Annotated in this window: 5 protein-coding genes; 2 read left to right on the plus strand and 3 right to left on the minus strand. The window is 73.8% G+C overall.

The window, feature by feature from the left end; genetic code table 11:
* Together IE332_RS33255 and IE332_RS33260 are read right to left on the minus strand one after the other, a co-directional pair.
* Nucleotides 1-1,892: type I polyketide synthase (locus IE332_RS33255; protein WP_373313905.1), on the minus strand; the 1,892-nt coding region annotated here is incomplete at its 3' end.
* A gap of 61 nt (nt 1,893-1,953) precedes the next feature.
* Nucleotides 1,954-2,862, minus strand: a complete 909-nt coding sequence (locus IE332_RS33260) for a proline iminopeptidase-family hydrolase (protein WP_373313906.1) — start codon at nt 2,860-2,862, stop codon at nt 1,954-1,956.
* A gap of 278 nt (nt 2,863-3,140) precedes the next feature.
* Here IE332_RS33260 and IE332_RS33265 point away from each other — a divergent pair, with 278 nt between their 5' ends.
* Both IE332_RS33265 and IE332_RS33270 read left to right on the plus strand, forming a co-directional pair.
* A complete protein-coding gene (locus IE332_RS33265) occupies nt 3,141-3,803 on the plus strand; it encodes an O-methyltransferase (protein ID WP_189923822.1) in 663 nt (220 codons plus the stop codon).
* On the plus strand, nt 3,800-4,696 hold the full coding sequence (locus tag IE332_RS33270; protein ID WP_229929104.1) for a sugar phosphate isomerase/epimerase family protein: 897 nt from the start codon (nt 3,800-3,802) through the stop codon (nt 4,694-4,696). The genes IE332_RS33265 and IE332_RS33270 overlap by 4 nt, the downstream gene beginning before the upstream one ends.
* Nucleotides 4,697-4,915: 219 nt before the next feature.
* Here the strand turns inward: IE332_RS33270 and IE332_RS33275 are convergent, their stop codons facing one another.
* Nucleotides 4,916-20,905 carry a type I polyketide synthase gene (locus IE332_RS33275; protein ID WP_189923831.1) on the minus strand — a complete coding sequence of 5,330 codons (15,990 nt, stop codon included), beginning with the start codon at nt 20,903-20,905 and terminating at the stop codon, nt 4,916-4,918.
* Nucleotides 20,906-20,927: the final 22 nt, after the last annotated feature.

Raw genomic sequence — 20,927 nt, forward strand, 5'->3', positions numbered from 1 at the left:
GATTCGAGGAGTCGGTAGAGGGCGGTTTCGAAGGCGAAGAGGGCGAGTTGGGCGGTGCCGGTTTGGTTGAGGGCGTCCGGGTCCTCGCCCCACATCACCTCCCGGACGGGGACGTCGAAGCGCTCCAGCACGTCGTCCAGGGCCGAGGCGAAGACGGGGAACGCCTCGTACAACTCCCGGCCCATGTTAAGCCGTTGGGCCCCCTGGCCGGTGAACAGGAACGCGAGCCGGGCACCCGGGCGGGCTCGGCGGATCTCGGCCGATCCGGCCGTACCCTCGGCCAGTGCGCGGAGCCCGTCGAGGAGTTCGTCGCGTCCGCTGCCGATGACGACGGCCCGCTGGTCCAGCTGGGCCCGGGTGGTGGTGAGGGAGTGGGCGACGTCGCGCGGGTCGGCGTCCGTCGTCTCCACGTGCGCGAGCAGGCGGGCCGCCTGGGCCCGGACGGCCTCCGGGGTGCGGCCGGACAGCGGCCAGGCCAGCGGCACCGCGGGGTGGTGGTCCGTGCGGGGTGTCTCCGGCTCCGCCTCGGCCTCCGGTGCCTGTTCGATGATGACGTGGGCGTTGGTGCCGCTGACGCCGAAGGAGGAGACGGCGGCCCGGCGCGGACGCCCGGTCGCGGGCCATTCCCTGGCCTCGGTGAGGAGCCGGACCTTGCCGGCCTCCCAGTCGACGTGCGTGGACGGCTGGTCGACGTGCAGGGTCTTCGGCAGCACGCCGTGGCGCATGGCCTCGACCATCTTGATGATGCCGCCGACGCCGGCCGCCGCCTGGGTGTGGCTGATGTTGGACTTCAACGAGCCCAGCCAGAGCGGCTCTTCGCGGTTCTGGCCGTAGGTGGCCAGTAGCGCCTGGGCCTCGATCGGGTCGCCCAGCGTGGTGCCCGTCCCGTGCGCCTCGACGGCGTCGACGTCCGCCGCGGTGAGCTGGGCGCTGGCCAGCGCGGCGCGGATGACCCGGCGCTGTGCGGGCCCGTTGGGGGCGGTGATGCCGTTGCTGGCGCCGTCCTGGTTGACGGCGGAGCCGCGGACGACGGCCAGGATCCGGCGGCCGTTGCGCACCGCGTCGGTCAGCCGTTCCACCAGCAGGACGCCGACGCCCTCCGCCCAGCCGGTGCCGTCCGCCGCGTCGGCGAAGGCCTTGCACCGCCCGTCCGCCGACAGCCCGCGCTGGGCGGCGAACTCGACGAAGGTGTGTGCGGTGGCCATGACGGTCACCCCGCCGGCCAGGGCGAGGGAGCACTCGCCGCTGCGCAGCGACTGGGCGGCCATGTGCAGCGCTACCAGCGAGGAGGAGCAGGCGGTGTCGACGGACACGGCCGGGCCCTCCAGGCCGAGGGTGTAGGCGACCCGGCCCGAGACGAAGCAGCCGTTGCTGGTGCTGTCGCCGTCGGTGCCGATCCCGTAGTCGTGGTAGTTGACGCCGGAGAAGACGCCGGTCGCGCTGCCCTTGAGTGCCGTCGGGTCGACGCCGGCGCGCTCCAGCGCCTCCCAGGAGGCCTCCAGGAACACCCGCTGCTGCGGGTCCATGATCAGGGCCTCGTTGGGGCTGACGCCGAAGAGGTCCGCGTCGAAGCGGCCCGCTTCGTGGAGGAAGCCGCCGACCTTGGTGTACGTGCGGCCGGGCGTACCGGGCTCCGGGTCGTAGAGGTTGGCGAGGTCCCAGCCGCGGTCGGTGGGGAAGTCCGAGACCGCGTCGACGCCGTCGACGACCAGCTGCCACAGGTCCTCGGAGGAGGAGACGCCGCCGGGGAAGCGGCAGGCCATGCCGATGATCGCGATCGGTTCGGTCGCTGCCGCGGTCAGCTTGGCGTTCTGCTGGCGCAGCCGCTCGTTCTGCACGAGGGAGCTGCGCAGCGCTTCGACGATCTTGTCGACCGACTGGTCCACGGTCACCATCAACCTCTGTTCACTGGGGTGTCTACGGGCGGGCGCGATCTCGCGGGTGGGCGGCCGGTCAGCCGAGGCCGTGCAGGTACTCCGTCAGCACGGTGGCGAAGGCTTCCTTCTCCTCCAGGTGCGGGCCGTGGCTGGAGTCCTCGAAGATGTGCCACCGGACGTCGGGGATGAGGTCCTGGTACGGCTGGACGGTGACCGGGGTCGCCTCGTCGTGGCGGCCGGAGATCACCAGCGTGGGGACCGCGATGTCGGGCAGGACGGGCTCCACCGACCAGTCCTTGAGCGATCCGACGACGTGGAACTCGCTCGGGCCGTTCATCGCGTAGTAGACGGTGGGGTTGTTGAAGACCTCCATCGTCGTGGCCATGAACTCGCGCGGCCACGGGTCGGCCCGGCAGACGTGCTTGCGGTAGAAGACGGTCATCGCCTCGAAGTACTCGGGGGAGTCCGTGGTGCCGGCGGCCTCGTGGCGGCGCAGTGTCTCGTCGACACCGGGCGGGAGCTGCTCCCGCAGCACCTTCATCTCCTGGCGCCACAGCACGTACGAGGCCGGCGAGTTGGCGATGACCAGCCCGCGCAGGCCGGCCGGCCTGGCGGCGGCGTGCGCGGCGCTCAGCATTCCGCCCCAGGAGTGGCCGAACAGGACGTAGTTGTCCTGGATCCCCAACTCGCGCAGCAGGTTGTCGAGTTCGTCGAGGAAGAGCTGGACGGTCCAGAAATCCGCACCGCGGTCGGGCAGATGGGTGGAGCCGCCGTTGCCGAGCTGGTCGTAGAGCACCACCGGGAAGCCCTGCTCGGCGAGTTCGGCGAGGGAGGTCAGGTAGTCGTGGGTGCTGCCCGGACCGCCGTGGACGACGACGAGGGTGGGGCGGTCCGGTCCGGGCCGGCCGTCCATCCGGTACCAGGTCCGGTAATTCCCGAACGGGACGCTCCCCTTGACGACCGGAATTCCCGGCACGGCCACCACCCCAGCTCATGTCGACAATGACGCTGAGCGTGACGCTAGCCCGGAAACCAGGCGCTGGAACCCCCTGAATAGGGCCGCGCGGACCCCTACCGCCGCTGCTCCGGGGGGCGCCGCTAGGGGTTGTCGGGCCCTGTGCTGGGGTTTACAGCCCCCCACCCGGCGCCGAGACTGATGCCGCGAAGAAGGGAAGGCCGGTCGCCGCGAAGCGACTTGGGGATCCCACGCTCCTTCGGAGTTCTTGCCTCCGGAGTTCCACCCTTCAGCGGGAAAGGCACCCGATGACCACCATCACCACCCAGCGCGTGCGCGAACTCCTCGACCGGCTCTACGCCGATGAGCAGGTGAAGGACCCGCCGGCGATCGAGACCCACATCTCGCACAACCGCCCCCTGGAGGACTACTCGCACCAGGAGCTGAACGAGCTCTTCTCCGAGGCGTACCTGCCGGTCGACCGCCAGGTCGGCGACTTCCTGTACGTGCTGACCCGCGGCATCAAGGCCAAGCGCGTCGTCGAGTTCGGCACCTCCTTCGGCATCTCGACGATCTTCCTCGCCTCGGCCGTACAGGACAACGGCGGCGGCGTGGTGATCGGCACCGAGGCCGTCCCGGCGAAGGCCGCGGTCGCCCGCAAGAACCTGGAGGAGGCCGGCCTGGACGGGCTCCTCGACCTGCGCGAGGGCGACGCCCGCGAGACCCTGGCCGATGTCGAGGGCCCGATCGACCTGCTGCTGCTGGACGCCTGGAAGGACCTCAACCTTCCGATCCTGAAGCTGGTCGAGTCCAAGCTCGCCCCCGGCGCGCTGGTCATCGTCGACGACACCGACCACTCGCCGCAGATCCACGTGCCGTACCTCGAGTACGTGCGTACCAGCGGCAAGTACCACACCGCGACCGTGCCGATCGGCGACGGCATGGAGATCTCCACCTGGCTGGGCGAGTGAGCACGGACCACGCGGCTCCCGCCGCCGTGGACCTCCTCGACCAGGACGACGTCTTCTTCACCCACCTCCACCTGACCGGCTCCCGATGGGACGAGCCGGTGCGGGACTCCTTCGAGAGCCGGGTCGCGGCGCTGGCCGAGCACGGCTGCACCGCGACCGGCATGGGCCAGGAGGAACTGGCCCAGCTGCTGGAGACCCGTGGGGCGGCCGAGCTGCGGGCGGTCCTGGACGGCCACGGCGTCCGGATCGGCGAGCTGGAGATCCTGTTCGGCTGGGACGCTCCGGCGGAGCTGAAGGAGAAGGCCGACGCCATGGAGCACGGCCTGCTCGCGCTGGCCGAGCAGGCCGGCGCCCGGCGCTTCAAGGCCAGTTGCTACTACCCGACCGGCGTCGAACTGCCGCCGGTCGAGTACCTGGCCGAGCGGTTCGCCGCGCTGTGCGACCGGGCGGCCGATCGCGGACTCCAGGTCGCCCTGGAGTCCATCGCGATCAACCCCGGTTTCACCTACGCGGTGGCGGCCGACGTGGTCACCCTGGCGGACCGCCCCAACGGCGGTCTGCTGATCGACGCCTGGCACCTCTTCCGTGACCCCACGGGCCCGGAGGCGCTGGCGAAGATCGCCGGCCGGCACGTCATCGGCGTCGAACTGTCGGACGCTCCTGCCGAGTTGACCGTTTCGTTGAACGACGAGTGCGTCAACGGCCGGCTGCTGCCGGGCGCCGGCGGCTTCGACCTCGTCGGTCTGCTGCGCACCCTGGACGCCAAGGGGACGAAGGTGCAGCTGGCGGTGGAGGTCCTCTCCGCCGAGATGCGGGAGCTCTCGCCGAGCGAGAACGTGGCCCGCAGCCTGACGGCGGTGCGCTCGCTGCTTAAGGCGGCGCGCTCCGCCTAGCCGGCGGTCGGCGGAAGGAACTGAGGAGGGCGGTCCCGGGACGGGGGGCCGCCCTCCTCCTCGTGTTGCCGTTGTGCTGCTGCCCTGCTGCCCTGCTGCCCTGCTGCCCTGCTGCCGTGCGGCCCAGCTGCCGTGCTGACGTGCGGCCCAGCTGGGAACGGCGAGAGGGGGCGGTGCCCGACCGGGCACCGCCCCCTCTCGCCGCTTGGCGGACCGGCCCTACCGCAGGCCCTCCAGCCACTCCCTGACGATCGCGGCCGTGCCGTCGGCCGACTCGCGGATCAGGTCGTAGTGGTTGGCCTCCGCCACCCGGTGGGTGTGGGCGGCGTCCCACGGCCGGGCCTGCTGGAAGTCGCCCTCCTCCGAGGTGCCGTCCGCTCCCAGCACGTACGACCGCCCGGCGGAGACGAACAGGACCGGCGCCGAGACGCTGCCCAGGTCGAAGTCCGGCAGCAGGTGCAGGTAGCGGCTCATCGCGGAGAGCTTGGCGCTGTCGAACCGGCCGAACTCCGCCTCCAGGCCGAGCATCTGCTGGGTCATGTGCTCGAAGCCGCTGGCCTGTTCGTGCGCGGTGATCCGGTAGGTGTCCAGCAGGACCACCCCGGCGGGCCGGACGCCGTGCACGTTCTCCAGGTGGCGGGCCGTCGCGTACGCGGTGACACCGCCCGAGGAGTAGCCGACCAGGACGAAGGGCTCGTCCCCGGCGGTGGCCAGCACGCTGTCCGCCAGCACCCGGACGGCTGCCCGGGCCGAGTCCGGCAGCGGCTCCCCGGGGGCGAAGCCCGGCAGCGGCAGGGCCGTCACCGGCCGCTCGCCGCGGAACGCCCCGGCCAGCCGGGCGTGCTGGTGCACACCGCCGCCGGCCATCGGGGTGGCCAGGCAGATCAGGCGAGGAGCCCGCGGGCCGTCCGCCAGGGTGAGCGGGCTCGGCAGCTGCCCGAGCTCCTCCGGACCGCTGAAGACCGGGCGCAGCTCGGCGACCGCCCGCAGCATCGCGAAGGCCTGGGCGCCGCGCCCGGCGAGCACCGCCGTCCGGAACAGACCGCTGAGGGTGTCGTCCTCCTCGGGCTGCCGGACGACCGCCGGGGCCGAGGCGTCCGGCCCCGGGGTCTCGGCCAGCTGCTCGTGGAGCAGCGCGGCCAGGCGGGTCGGGTTCTCGCTGTCGAACACCGCCATCGCGGGCAGGCGCAGTCCGGTGGCCGCGTTGAGGGCGTTGCGCAGCTCGACCGCGGTGAGCGAGTCGAACCCGGTCTCCAGGAACCCGCGCAGCGGGTCCACGGCCTGCGCATCGGCATGGCCGAGGACGGTGGCGGCGTGGGCCTGGACGAGGGCGAGCAGGTGGTCGGTGCGCTGTTCCGGGGTGAGTGCGGCCAGTTGCCGGTGCAGGGCGCCGGTGTCGGCGCCGCCGGTGCGGCCGGCGGCACTGGTACGGCGGGTGGCGGGCAGCAGGGTACGGAACAGCGGCGGGGTGTCGGCCGGATCCAGACGGGCCGGGTCGAGGTGGACGGGGATCAGGTGAGGGTCGGGCAGGGCCAGGGCGGCATCGAACAGCGCCAGACCGTCCTGAGCGCTCAGGGCCGCGACGCCGCTGCGGGCGAGCCGCTGGTGGTCAGTGGCATCGAGGGTGCCGGCCATGCCGCCGGGCTGGTCCCACAGGCCCCAGCCGAGGGAGTGGGCGGGCAGGCCGATGGCGCGGCGCCGGTGGGCGAGGGCGTCGAGGTAGGCGTTGGCGGCGGCGTAGTTGGCCTGGCCGGGGGCGCCCAAGGTGCCGGAGGCGGAGGAGAAGAGGAGGAAGTGGGTGAGGTCGAGGCCGAGTTGGAGGCTGAGCTCGTGGAGGTGCTGGGCGGCGTCGGCCTTGGGCGCCAGGACACCGTCGACACGCTCGGGCGTGAGGGCGGTGACGGTGGTGTCGTCGGTGATGCCGGCGGTGTGGACGATCGCGCGGACGGTGGGGGTGGCCTCGCGCAGGACGGTGGTGAGGGCGTCGCGGTCGGTGGCGTCGCAGGCCACGACGCGGACGGTGGCGCCGAGTTCGGTGAGTTCGGTGGTGAGTTCGGTGGCGCCGGGGGCGTCCGGTCCTCGGCGGCTGGTGAGGAGGAGGTGGCGGACGCCGTGTGCGGTGACCAGGTGGCGGGCGACCAGGGCGCCCAGGGCGCCGGTGCCGCCGGTGATCAGGACCGTACCGTCGGGGTCGAAGGCGGCCGGGGCGGTGGCGTCCTGCGGGGCGGTGCGGGTCAGCCGGGGCACCTGGAGGGTGTTGCCCCGGACCAGCACGTGCGGTTCGCCGGTGGCCAGGGCGAGCGGGAGTGCGTCCGGCTCGTCGAGGTCGACGAGGGTGATGCGGCCGGGCTGTTCGTTCTGGGCGGTGCGGATCAGACCCCAGAGCGCGCCGGTGACCGGATCGGTGGGGTGGCCGCTGTCACCGGTGGTGGTGCGGGTGGTGACGACGACCGGGCCGGTGCTGTCCGTCAGCGCGTCCTGGAGGCCGGCCAGCAGGCGGTGGGTGGCGGCGTGGACGTCGGTGCCGGGATCGGTCAGGTCCAGGTGGACGAGAGCTGAGTCGGTCGCGGGCACGGCCGACGGGACCGGCGCGGACTGCCAGACCAGCCGGTAGAGGTGCCGGTGATGGCCGGTTCCACCGATCTGGGCCGGATCGAACTCGCGCAGGGTGAGCGAGTCGACGGTCACGACCGGCCGGCCGGTGGTGTCGGCCGCGGTGAGCGCGACCTCGCCGGTGCGGCGCGGGGTGATCCGCACGCGCAGTGCCTGTGCGCCGGTGGCGTGCAGGTGCAGGCCGGACCAGGCGAACGGCAGGGCGCCGTTCTCCGAGGTGGCGCTGGTCAGGGCGATCGGGTGCAGGGCGGCGTCGAGCAGGGCCGGGTGCAGGTTGTACGGGGACGCGTCCTCGTCCTCGGGGAGGGTGACGTCGGCGTAGACGTCCTCGCCGAGGCGCCAGGCGGCGTGTACGCCCTGGAACACCGGGCCGTAGGAGAGTCCGGCGGTGGCCAGTTGCTCGTAGAGGCCGTCGAGCGCGATCGGTTCGGCGCCGGCGGGCGGCCAGGTGGTCACCGGCTCGGGTGCCACGTCACTGGCGGGGACCAGCGTGCCCTCGGCGTGGCGGGTCCAGTCCTGCTCGTCGGGACGGCGGGAGTGGATGGTGAGGGTGCGGCGGCCGTCGGCATCGGCGGCGGTCACGGTGGTCTGCAACAGGACCGTGCCCTGCTCGCGAACGACCAAGGGCGCGTGCAGGGTCAGCTCCTCGACCACCGGGGAGCCGGTGTGATCGCCGGCCTGGGTGGCCAGTTCGAGGAAAGCCGTGCCGGGGAGCAGGACGGTGTCCGCGATCTGGTGATCGACCAGCCAGGGCAGGGTGTCCAGGCCGAGCCGGGAGGTGAAGTGAGCCGTCCCGTCCGGGGTTTCGACCACCGTGCCGAGCAGCGGGTGCTCAGCGCTGTCGGGGCTGAGCGGAGCCGCGAGCCAGTAGCGCCGGTGCTGGAAGGCGTAGGTGGGCAGATCGACCGTGCGGCCGGTCGAGCCGAAGCCGACCGGGACGCCGTTGGTGTGGAGGGTGGCGAGGGCGGTGGTGAGCTGGTGGACCTCGGGGTGCTTGCGGTGTCCGGTGGGGGTGGTGTTGTCGGTGAGGGGGGTGAGGGCGGCGTCGGGGCCGATTTCGAGGTGGGTGGTGACGCCCTGTTGGGCGAGGTGGGTGACGGCGTCGTGGTAGCGGACGGTGCCGCGCAGGTGGTTGACCCAGTAGTCGGCGGAGACCTCGGTGAGGGGCTGGCCGGTGAGGTTGGAGATGACCGGGATGGTCGGCGCGTGGTGGGTGATGCTCTTGGCGGCCGTCCTGAAGTCTTCGAGGATCGGGTCCATGAGGGGGGAGTGGAAGGCGTGGGAGACCTTCAGGCGGGTGTGCTTGCGGTCCGCGAACTGTGCGAGCACGGCTTCGACGGCGGCTTCGGTGCCCGAAATGACGACGCTGTCGGCGGAGTTGACGGCGGCGATGGTGACGTCGTCACTCAGGTGGGGCTGGATTTCGTCTTCGGTGGCGCGCAGGGCGGCCATGGCTCCGCCGGTGGGGAGGGATTGCATGAGGCGGGCGCGGGCGGAGACGAGGGTGCAGGCGTCGTCGAGGGTGAGGATGCCGGAGGCGTGGGCGGCGGTGATCTCGCCGAGGGAGTGTCCGGCGAGGTAGTCCGGGCGGACGCCGAATGATTCGAGGAGTCGGTAGAGGGCGGTTTCGAAGGCGAAGAGGGCGAGTTGGGCGGTGCCGGTCTGGTTGAGGGCGTCCGGGTCCTCGCCCCACATGACCTCCCGGACGGGGACGTCGAAGCGCTCCAGCACGTCGTCCAGCGCCGAGGCGAAGACGGGGAACGCCTCGTACAGCTCACGGCCCATGCCGAGGTGTTGGGCGCCCTGGCCGGTGAAGAGGAAGGCGAGGCGGGCAGCCGGGTGGGCCCGCCGGATCTCGGCCGATCCGGCCGTGCCATAGGCCAGTGCGCGGAGCGCGTCGAGGAGTTCGTCGCGTCCGGTGCCGATGACGACGGCCCGCTGGTCCAGCTGGGCGCGGGTGGTGGTGAGGGAGTGGGCGATGTCGCGCGGGTCGGCGTCCGTCGCCTCGACGTGGGCGAGCAGGCGGGCCGCCTGGGCCCGGACGGCCTCCGGGGTGCGGCCGGACAGCGGCCAGACCAGCGGGAGGGCGTTGTTCTGCTCGGCGGCCGGTTCGATGGCTGCCGGTTCGGGGGCCTGTTCGATGATGACGTGGGCGTTGGTGCCGGAGATGCCGAAGGATGAGACAGCGGCCCGGCGCGGGCGCCCGGTCTGCGGCCAGTCCTGGGCCTGGGTGAGGAGTTCGACCTTGCCGGTCTCCCAGTCGACATGGCTGGACGGTGTGTCGACGTGGAGGGTCTTCGGCAGGACGCCGTGGCGCATGGCCTCGACCATTTTGATGATGCCGCCGACACCGGCCGCCGCCTGGGCGTGTCCGATGTTGGACTTCAACGAGCCGAGCCAGAGCGGGGCTTGGCGGTCCTGTCCGTAGGTGGCGAGCAGGGCCTGGGCCTCGATGGGGTCGCCGAGCGTGGTGCCCGTCCCGTGCGCCTCGACCGCGTCGACGTCGGCCGCCGTCAGTTGGGCGTTGGCGAGGGCCTGGCGGATGACGCGTTGCTGGGCGGGGCCGTTGGGGGCGGTGAGGCCGTTGGAGGCGCCGTCCTGGTTGACGGCCGTGCCGCGGACGACGGCGAGCACCGGGTGGCCGTTGCGTCGGGCGTCGGAGAGCCGTTCGACGAGCAGCATGCCGACGCCCTCGGCCCAGCCGGTGCCGTCCGCCGCGTCGGAGAAGGCCTTGCAGCGCCCGTCCGCGGCGAGTCCGCGCTGGCGGCTGAACTCGACGAACAGTTCGGGGGTGGCCATCACGCAGACCCCGCCCGCGAGGGCGAGTGTGGACTCGCCGCTGCGCAGTGACTGGGCGGCCATGTGCAGCGCGACCAGGGAGGACGAACAGGCGGTGTCGACGGTGACGGCCGGACCCTCGAACCCGAAGGTGTACGCGATCCGGCCGGAGGCCACGCTGCCGGCGCTGCTGTTGTAGGCGTAGTCGTGGTGCATGACCCCCGCGAACACGCCGGTCGGCGTGGACTCCAGCGAGCGCGGGTCGATCCCGGCGCGCTCCAGTGCCTCCCAGGCGGTCTCCAGCAGCAGGCGCTGCTGGGGGTCGGTGACCAGGGCCTCGCGCGGGCTGATGCCGAAGAACTCCGGGTCGAACCGGCCCGCGTCGTACAGGAATCCGCCGTGGCGGGTGTAGGTCTTGTGCTCGGCGGCCGGGTCCGGGTCGTAGAGCGTCTCGACGTCCCAGCCGCGGTCGGCGGGGAACTCGCCGACCGCGTCGACGCCGTCGGCGACCAGCCGCCACAGGTCCTCGGGCGAGGAGACGCCGCCGGGGAAGCGGCAGGCCATGCCGATGATCGCGATCGGCTCGTCGGAGCCGCTCGGCGTGGTGACGGCCGGTGTGCCGACGGCCGGGGCCTCGACGACCGTCCGGGCCAGGCCCGGGATGCTGCTCAGCAGGTGCCGGGCGAGGTCCCGGGGCGTCGGGTAGTCGAAGACCAGCGTGGCGGGCAGGCGCAGCCCGGTCGCTTCCTGGAGGGCGTTGCGCAGGTTGACGGCGGCGAGCGAGTCGAAGCCGAGGTCGCGGAACTGGCGCCGCCCGTCGACGGCCTGGGCGCCGGTGTGGCCGAGGATGGCGGCCGTCCGGCTGCGCACGGTGTCCAGGAGGGCGGACTCGCGCTCGCCCAGCGGGAGCCGGAGCAGCTGGTCGCGCAGCGAGCCGGCCGAGCGTTCGGCGGTGGCCCGGCGCACCGGCGTGCGGACCAGGGCGTGCAGCAGGGGCGGCAGTTCGGCCCGGTCGGCGCCGGCGAGCTCCAGGCGGATCGGGACGAGGGCGGCGGGCTCGGCGGCCACCGCCGTGTCGAGCAGGGCGAGGCCCTCCTCGGTGTCGAGCGGCAGCACGCCGCTGCGGGCGATCCGGGCCCGGTCCTCGTGGTCGAGCGCTCCGGTCATGCCGCTGGCCTGCTCCCACAGGCCCCAGGCCAGTGAGTGGCCGGGCAGTCCGTGTGCTCGGCGGTGCTCGGCGAGGGCGGTCAGGTAGGCGTTGGCGGCGGCGTAGTTGGCCTGGCCGGAGGTGCCGAGGACGCCGGAGGCGGAGGCGAACAGCACGAAGGCGGACAGGTCCGTGCCGGCGGTGAGCTCGTGCAGGTGCCAGGCGGCGAGCGCCTTGGGGGCGAACACCCGGTGCATCCGCTCCGGTGTCTGCGCGGAGAGCAGTCCGTCGTCGAGGACGCCGGCGGTGTGCACGATCCCGTTGACGGGGTGGGCGGCGAGCAGGGCCGCGACCGCCGCGCGGTCGGCCATGTCACAGGCCACGACCTCGGCGTGGGCTCCCAACCCGGCGAGTTCGGCGACGAGTTCGCGGGCGCCGGGGGCGTCCGGGCCGCGCCGCCCGGTGAGCACCAGCTCGCGGACGCCGTGTGCGGTCACCAGGTGCCGGGCGACCAGGGCGCCCAGGGTGCCGGTGCCGCCGGTGACCAGGACGCGGCCGCGGAACGTCGCCTCGTCCCCGGCAGCCGCCGGGGCGTCCGGGGTGGCCGGTGCCGCCGGGTGGCGGACCAGGCGCGGCACCAGCACGGCGTCCTCGCGGACGGCGACCTGGGGCTCGCCGACGGCCAGGACCCGGCCGAGCAGCCCGGCCTCGACCGGGACGTCCAGGTCGGCCAGGACGATCCGGCCCGGTTCCTCGGACTGCGCGGTGCGCAGCAGGCCCCAGACCGCGGCGCCCGACGGGTCGACGGCGACCGGGCCGGCGGGCCCGTCGGCGCCACGGGTCGTGACGACCAGCGTGGCGTCCGCGAACCGGTTCTCGGCCAGCCAGGACTGGACGGCCGCGAGGACCCGGCAGCTCTCGGTGAGCGCGTCCTCGGCGCCCACCGCGCCGCCGGCCGCGAGCACGACGACCTCGGGCACGGTGGCGGTGGAGGCGTCCAGGTCCTCCCAACGACCCCAGGACGGGACGGAGTTCGCGCCGTCGGCGGTCTCGGGCGCGGGCTGCCACCGCACCCGGTACAGCGAGCGGACCGGCTCGGTGGCGAGCTGCCGCGGGTCGAGCGGGCGTACGGTGAGCGAGTCGACGGCGAGGACCGGACGCCCGGACGGGTCGTCGGCGGTCAGCCGGACGGCGCCCGGCCCGGTCGGCACCAGGTGCACCCGCAGGGTGTCGGCGCCGGTGGCGAACAGCTCGACCCCGCCCCAGGAGAACGGCAGTGCCGCGCCCTCGGTGGCGGCGCCGCCGAGCGCGATGGCGTGCAGGGCGGCGTCCAGCAGGGCGGGGTGGAGGCCGAAGCCGTCGGCGTCCTTCCGGTCGGGCAGGGCGACTTCGGCGTACACCTCTCCGCCGACGGTCCAGGCGGCGGTGAGCCCCTGGAACAGCGGCCCGTACTCCAGCCCGGCGGCGGCCAGCGCGCGGTAGCCGTCGGTCAGGTCGACGGGTGCGGCACCGGCCGGCGGCCACGGCGCCTCCGGGTCGCCGTCGGCGGCCCGGGCGGTGGCGGGCAGGAGCAGGCCCTCGGCGTGCCGGGTCCACTCCTCGGCGCTCTCGGCGCGCGAGTGGATGCCGAGCACCCGGCTCCCGTCCGCGCCCGGTGCGCCGACGGTGACCTGGAGCTGCACACCGCCGGTCTCGGGCAGGACGAGCGGGGACTGGAGGGTCAGCTCCTCCAGCCGGGCGCAGCCGACCTCGTCGCCGGCCCTGACGGCCAGCTCGACGAACGCGGTGCCCGGGAGCAGCACGGTGCCGGAGACGGCGTGGTCGGCCAGCCAGGGGTGGGTCCGCAGCGAGATCCGGCCGGTGAGCACCAGCTGCTCGGTGCCGGCGGGCACGAGCGCGGCGGCGAGCAGCGGGTGGTCGGCGGCGCGCAGGCCGACGGCCGTGAGGTCGCCGCCCTGGACGGGGGCGTCCAGCCAGTAGCGCTGCCGCTGGAAGGCGTAGGTGGGCAGGGCGGTGAGCGCGGCCCCGGGGAAGGAGCGGGACCAGTCGACCCGCGCGCCGGCCGTGTGGGCGCGGGCGAGCGAGGCGGTGAAGCGCAGCGGACCGCCGTCGTCGCGGCGCAGCGACTCCACCAGGGCGGCGGAGGCGCCGGTGTCCTCGACGACCTCGCCGAGGCCGATCAGCAGCCCGGGGTGCGGGCTGCTCTCGACGAACACGCCGTGCCCGTCGGCCAGCGCGGCCCGGGTGGCCTGCTCGAAGCGGACGGTGCCGCGCAGGTTGGTGTACCAGTACTCGGCGTCCAGGACGGCGGTGTCCAGCAGGGCGCCGGTCACCGTCGAGTAGAACGCCACGTCGGTGGAGCGCGGCCGCAGCCCGTCCAGTTCGGTGGTGACCCGCCCGCGGATGCCCTCGACGAAGTGCGAGTGCGAGGCGTAGTCCACCGGGATGACCCGGACCCGCACGCCCGCGGCGTCCCAGGTCGCGCGCAGCCCCGCCAGGGCGTCGGTGTCGCCGCAGACGACCACCGAGCGGGGGCCGTTGACCGCGGCGATCTGCACGGCGCCGGTCAGCTCGGGACGGTCCGCGAGGTGGGCCTCGACCTCGGCGGCGGGCAGTGCGACGGTCATCATGCCGCCCTGCCCGGCCAGGTCCTCCCGGATGATGCGGCTGCGCACCGCGACCACCTTGGCCGCGTCCTCCAGGGAGAGGGCGCCGGCCACGCAGGCGGCGGCGATCTCGCCCTGGGAGTGGCCGATCACGGCGGCCGGGCGCACGCCGAAGGCGCGCCACAGCTCGGCCAGCGACACCATGACGGCCCAGAGGGCGGGTTGGACGACGTCGACCCGGTCCAGTCCGGGCGCGCCCGGGGCCTCGTTCAGGACGTCCAGCAGGTCCCAGTCGGTGTACGGGGCGAGGGCCCGGCCGCAGGCGGCCAGCCTCTCGGCGAACACCGGTGAGACGGCGGCGAGTTCACGGCCCATGCCGGCCCACTGCGAGCCCTGGCCGGGGAAGACGAACACCGTCCGGCCGCCGGTCACGGTGCCCCGGAGCGCGGTCGCCGCGTCCTCGCCGGCCGCCAACGCGTCCAGTCCGGCGAGGAGTTCGTCCCGGTCGGTGCCGAGGACGACGGCACGGTGGTCGAAGGCGGTGCGGGTGAGGGCCAGCGAGAGGCCGGTGTCGGGCAGGTCCGGGGCGGGCTCCGCGCGGAGGAAGGCGGCCAGCCGGGCGGCCTGTCCGGCCACCGCCTCGCCGCTGCGGGCGGACAGCACCAGGGGCAGCGGCGCGGACGGCGCCAGCGGGGCGGGTCCCGCCGGTCCGGTCGGCCGCGGCGCGGGGGCCGGCTCGGGCTGTTCGAGGATGACGTGGGCGTTGGTGCCGGAGATGCCGAAGGAGGAGACGGCGGCGCGGCGCGGACGGCCGAGGTCCGGCCAGTCCCGCGCCTCGGTGAGCAGCCGCACCTCGCCGGCCTCCCAGTCCACCTGCGGTGAGGGGGCGTCCACGTGCAGGGTCTTGGGCAGCACGCCGTGGTGCATCGCCTCGACCATCTTGATGATCCCGGCGACGCCGGCGGCGGCCTGGGTGTGCCCGATGTTGGACTTGATCGAGCCGAGCCAGAGCGGCTCCCCGGCGCGCTCGCGACCGTAGGTGGCGAGCAGGGCCTGAGCCTCGATCGGGTCGCCGAGCAGGGTGCCGGTGCCGTGCGCCTCGACGGCGTCCACGTCGGCGGTGGTCAGCCCGGCGTTGGCCAGCGCGCCCTGGATGACCCGCCGCTGGGACGGGCCGTTGGGCGCGGTGAGGCCGTTGGAGGCGCCGTCCTGGTTGACGGCGGAGCCGCGCACCACGGCGAGGATCCGTCGTCCGTTGGCCTTGGCGTCGCTCAGCCGCTCCAGCAGGAGCATGCCGACACCCTCGCCCCAGCCGGTGCCGTCGGTCGCCGCGGCGAAGGACTTGCAGCGGCCGTCGCGGGAGAGGCCCTTCTGGGTGCTGAACTCGACGAAGACGTCCGGGGTGGCCATCACGGCGACTCCGCCGGCCAGGGCCAGCGAGCACTCGCCGGAGCGCAGCGACTGGGCGGCCATGTGCAGCGCGACCAGCGAGGAGGAGCAGGCGGTGTCCACCGTGACCGAGGGGCCCTCCAGGCCCATCGCGTAGGAGACCCGGCCCGAGGCGATCGCTCCGGTGCTGTTGTTGTACGTGTAGTCGTGGTACATCATCCCGGCGAACACGCCGGTCGCGCTGCCCTTGAGGGCGGCCGGGTCGATGGCGGCCCGTTCCAGCGCCTCCCAGGAGGTCTCCAGCAGCAGCCGCTGCTGGGGGTCGATCGCCGCCGCCTCGATCGGGCTGATGCCGAAGAAGTCGGCGTCGAACTCCCCGGCGTCGTGCAGGAATCCGGCCTGGTTGACGTAGCTGGTGTCGGGCCGCAGGCCCTCCGGGTCGTAGATCGCGTCGATGTCCCAGCCGCGGTTGGTGGGGAACTCGGAGATCGCGTCGACGCCGTCGGCGACCAGCCGCCACAGCTCCTCGGGTGAGTCCACCCCGCCCGGGTAGCGGCAGGCCATGCCGATGATGGCGATCGGCTCGTCCGCCGCGACCGGGCCGGCCGCCGGGGCCGGACCGGCGGCGGCCACCGTGCCGGACAGCTCCTCCAGCAGGTGCCGGACCAGGGCCTCCGGTGCCGGGTAGTCGAAGACCAGGGTGGCGGGCAGGCGCAGTCCGGTGGCCGCGTTGAGGGCGTTGCGCAGCTCGACCGCGGTGAGCGAGTCGAAGCCGAGGTCGCGGAAGGCCCGCTGCGGGTCGATCGCGGCCGGGCTCGAGTAGCCGAGGACGGTGGCGGCGTGGGCCTGGACGAGGGCGAGCAGGTGGTCGGTGCGCTGTTCCGGGGTGAGGGCGGCCAGTTGCCGGTGCAGGGCGCCGGTGTCGGCGCCGCCGGTGCGGCCGGCGGCACTGACGCGGCGGGTGGCGGGCAGCAGGGCGCGGAACAGCGGCGGGGTGTCGGCCGGGTCCAGGTGGGTGGGGTCGAGGTGGACGGGGAGCAGATGCGGGTGGGGCAGGGTGAGGGCGGCGTCGAAGAGCGCCAGCCCGTCCTGCGGGGAGAGCGCGGTGACGCCGTTGCGGGCGAGCCGCTGGTGGTCGGTGGCATCGAGGGTGCCGGCCATGCCGCCGGGCTGGTCCCACAGGCCCCAGGCGAGGGAGTGGGCGGGCAGGCCGGTGTGGCGGCGGTGGTGGGCGAGGGCGTCCAGGTAGGTGTTGGCGGCGGCGTAGTTGGCCTGGCCGGGGGCGCCCATGGTGCCGGAGGCGGAGGAGAAGAGGACGAAGTGGGTGAGGTCGAGGCCGAGTTGGAGGCTGAGCTCGTGGAGGTGCTGGGCGGCGTCGGCCTTGGGCGCAAGGACGGAGCTCAGACGTTCGGGCGTGAGGGCGGTGACGGTGGTGTCGTCGAGCACGCCGGCGGTGTGGACGATCGCGCGGACGCCGGGCGTGGCTTCGCGCAGGACGGTGGCGAGGGCGTCGCGGTCGGTGGCGTCGCAGGCCACCACGTGGACGGTGGCGCCGAGTTTGGTGAGTTCGGTGGTGAGTTCGGTGGCGCCGGGTGCGTCGGGTCCGCGGCGGCTGGTGAGGAGGAGGTGGCGGACGCCGTGTGCGGTGACCAGGTGGCGGGCGAGGAGCGCGCCGAGGCCGCCGGTGCCGCCGGTGATCAGGACGGTGCCGTCGGGGTCGAAGGCGGCCGGGGCGGTGGCGTCCTGCGGGGTGGTGCGGGCGAGGCGGGGCGCGTGCGGGGTGCCGTTGCGCAGCAGGACGTGCGGTTCGCCGGTGGCCAGGGCGAGTGGGAGTGCGTCCGGCTCGTCGAGGTCGACGAGGGTGATGCGGCCGGGCTGTTCGTTCTGGGCGGTGTTGGTGAGGCCCCAGAGTGCGGCGGTGACCGGGTCGGTGGGGTGGCCGCTGTCACTGGTGGTGGTGCGGGTGGTGACGACGACCGGGCCGGTGGTGTCGGCCAGCGCGTCCTGGAGGCCGGCCAGCAGGCGGTGGGTGGCGGCGTGGACGTCGGTGCCGGGATCGGTCAGGTCCAGGTGGACGAGACCGGGATCCACCGAGGGCACCGGTGACGGGACCGGCACGGGCTGCCAGATGAGCTGGTACAGCGACCGGTACGGGCTGGTGCCCGACTGCCCGGCGATCTGCTCGGAACTGAACTCGCGCAGCGCCAGCGATTCCACGGTGGCGACGGGCCGACCGTCGGTGTCGGCGATCAGCAGCCGGGCCTGCCCGGTGCCGAGCGGGGTGATCAGCACGCGCAGTGCCTGTGCGCCGGTGGCGTGCAGGTGCAGGCCGGACCAGGCGAACGGGAGGGCGCCGTTCTCCGAGGTGGCGCTGGTCAGGGCGATCGGGTGCAGGGCGGCGTCGAGCAGGGCCGGGTGCAGGTTGTACGGCGTCGGGTCCTCGTCCTCGGGGAGGGCGATGTCGGCGTAGACGTCCTCGCCCAGGCGCCAGGCGGCGTGTACGCCCTGGAACACCGGGCCGTAGGAGAGTCCGGCGGTGGCCAGTTGCTCGTAGAGGCCGTCGAGCGCGATCGGTTCGGCGCCGGTGGGGGGCCAGGTGGTGAGTGGTTCGGGTGTCGCGTCGGTGGTGGGGGCGAGGGTGCCCTCGGCGTGGCGGGTCCAGTCCTGCTCATCGGGGCGGCGGGAGTGGATGGTGAGGGTGCGGCGTCCGGTGGCGTCCGGTGCGGTGACGACGGCCTGGAGCTGGACGGTGCCCTGCTCGGGGACGGTCAGCGGGGTGTGGAGCGTGAGCTCTTCGACGGTCGGGCACCCGGTGTGGTCGCCGGCCTGGGTGGCCAGCTCGATCAGGCCGGTACCGGGGAAGACGATGGTGCCCGCGACCACGTGGTGGGCGAGCCAGGGGTGAGCCGCAGTGGAGAGACGTCCGGTGAGGACGGTGGTGTCGCTGTCCGGGATGGTGAGGTGCGCGGTGAGGACGGGGTGGGGCAGGGGAGTGAGGCCCAGGGCCGCCGGGTCGCCGGAGGTGAGCGGGGCGGGCAGCCAGAACTGCTCGCGCTGGAAGGCGTAGGTGGGCAGATCGACCGTGCGGCCGCCCGGGGTGGTGAGGGTGCCGGGGACACCGTTGGTGTGGAGGGTGGCCAGCGCGATGGTGAGCTGGAGCGGCTCGGGGCGCTTGCGGTGTCCGGTGGGGGTGGTGTTGTCGGTGAGGGGGGTGAGGGCGGCGTCGGGGCCGATTTCGAGGTGGGTGGTGACGCCCTGTTCGGCGAGGTGGGTGACGGCGTCGTGGTAGCGGACGGTGCCGCGGAGGTGGTTGACCCAGTAGTCGGCGGAGGCCTCGGTGAGGGGCTGGCCGGTGAGGTTGGAGATGACCGGGATGGTCGGCGTGTGGTGGGTGATGCTCTTGGCGACGGCCCGGAAGTCTTCGAGGATCGGGTCCATCAGCGGTGAGTGGAAGGCGTGCGAGACCTTCAGCCGGGTGTGCTTGCGGTCGGCGAACTGCGCGAGCACGGCCTCGACGGCTGCCTCATCGCCCGAAATGACCACACTGTCAGCCGAGTTGACGGCCGCGATCGTCACGTCCTCGCCGAGCAGCGGGATGACTTCGTCTTCGGTGGCGCGCAGGGCGGCCATGGCTCCGCCGGTGGGCAGGGATTGCATGAGGCGGGCGCGGGCGGAGACGAGGGTGCAGGCGTCCTCCAACGTGAGGATGCCGGAGGCGTGGGCGGCGGTGATCTCGCCGAGGGAGTGTCCGGCGAGGTAGTCCGGGCGCACCCCCAGTGACTCCAGCAGCCGGTACAGCGCGGTTTCGAAGGCGAAGAGGGCGAGTTGGGCGGTGCCGGTCTGGTTGAGCGCGTCCGGGTCCTCGCCCCACATCACCTCCCGCACGGGGACGTCGAAGCGCTCCAGCACGGCATCCAGCGCCGAGGCGAAGACGGAGAAGGCCTCGTACAACTCCCGGCCCATGCCGAGGCGTTGCGCGCCCTGCCCGGTGAACAGGAACGCCAGCTGTCCGTCCTCGGCCCGCCCGGTGACCACCCCCGGGTGGCTCTGACCATCGGCCAACGCGCGGAGCCCGTCCAGGAGTTCGTCGCGTCCGCTGCCGATGACCACGGCCCGCTGGTCCAGCTGGGCCCGGGTGGTGGTGAGGGAGTGGGCGATGTCGCGCGGGTCGGCGTCGGTCGCCTCGACGTGCGCGAGCAGCCGGGCCGCCTGGTCGCGCAGCGCGGCTTCGGTGTGCCCGGCCAGCGGCCAGGCCAGCGGCACCGCCGGGTGGGCAGCGGCGCGCGGTGCGGCCGGCTCCGCGTCCGGGGCCTGCTCCACGATCACGTGGGCGTTGGTGCCGCTGACGCCGAAGGAGGAGACGGCGGCCCGGCGAGGACGCCCGGTCGCGGGCCATTCCCTTGCCTCGGTGAGGAGTTCGACCTGCCCGGTCGACCAGTCGACATGGGTGGTCGGCTTGTCGACGTGCAGGGTCTTCGGCAGCACCCCGTGCTGCATCGCGTGCACCATCTTGATGATGCCGCCGACCCCGGCCGCCGCCTGGGCGTGCCCGATGTTCGACTTGAAGGAGCCGAGCCAGAGCGGGTCGCCGTCGCGTTCCTGCCCGTAGGTGGCGAGCAGGGCCTGGGCCTCGATCGGGTCACCCAGGGTGGTGCCGGTGCCGTGCGCCTCGACGGCGTCGACCTCGGCGGCGGTCAGCCGGGCGTTGGCCAGCGCGGCCCGGATGACGCGCTGCTGGGCGGGGCCGTTGGGTGCGGTGAGGCCGTTGGAGGCGCCGTCCTGGTTGATCGCCGACCCGCGCACCACGGCCAGGATCCGGTGCCCGTTGCGCTGCGCGTCGGAGAGCCGCTCGACGAGCAGCACGCCGCAGCCCTCGGCCCAGCCGGTGCCGTCCGCGTCGTCGGAGAAGGAGCGGCACCGGCCGTCGGGCGCGAGGCCCTTCTGCCGGGAGAAGGCGACGAACGCGCCGGGGGTGGACATCACCATGACGCCGCCGACCAGCGCGAGCGAGCACTCGTCGTCGCGCAGGGACTGGCAGGCCAGGTGCAGGGCCACCAGCGAGGAGGAGCAGGCCGTGTCGACGGTCAGCGTCGGGCCCTCCAGGCCCAGCGAGTACGCGACCCGGCCGGAGATGACCGAGGCGGCGGTCGCCGTCGTCATGTAGGTCTCGGCGTCGGGGGAGGACGGCAGCAGCTGGTCGTAGTCCTGGATCCCGGAGCCGACGAACACACCGACGGGCTTGCCGCGCATCCCCTGCGGGTCGAGCCCGGCCCGCTCGAAGACCTCCCAGGAGGCCTCCAGCATCAGGCGCTGCTGCGGGTCCATGGTGACGGCCTCGCGCGGCGAGATCTCGAAGAAGCCGGGGTCGAAGCCGGCGACGTCGTCGACGAAGCCGCCGTGGCGGACGTAGCTGGTGCCCGCCTCGTCCCCGGACTCGCTGAGCAGCCGGTCCAACGGCCACCCGCGGTCGGCCGGGAACTCGCGGACCGCATCGGTCCCCTCGGACACGAGCCGCCACAGGTCCTCCGGGGACGTCACGCCCCCGGGGTAGCGGCAGCTCATGCCGATGATCGCAATGGGTTCCGTGCTCTCGGCCTCCTCCAGCCGACGGCGCGTCTGCGCCAGGTCGGCCGTGACGCGCTTGAGGTAGTCGAGCAGCTTGTCGTCGTTCGCCATCTGGTCCTCACACCCTCCGGGA

It is taken from the genome of Kitasatospora xanthocidica, assembly GCF_014656195.1.
GTDB classification, from domain to species: domain Bacteria; phylum Actinomycetota; class Actinomycetes; order Streptomycetales; family Streptomycetaceae; genus Kitasatospora; species Kitasatospora xanthocidica.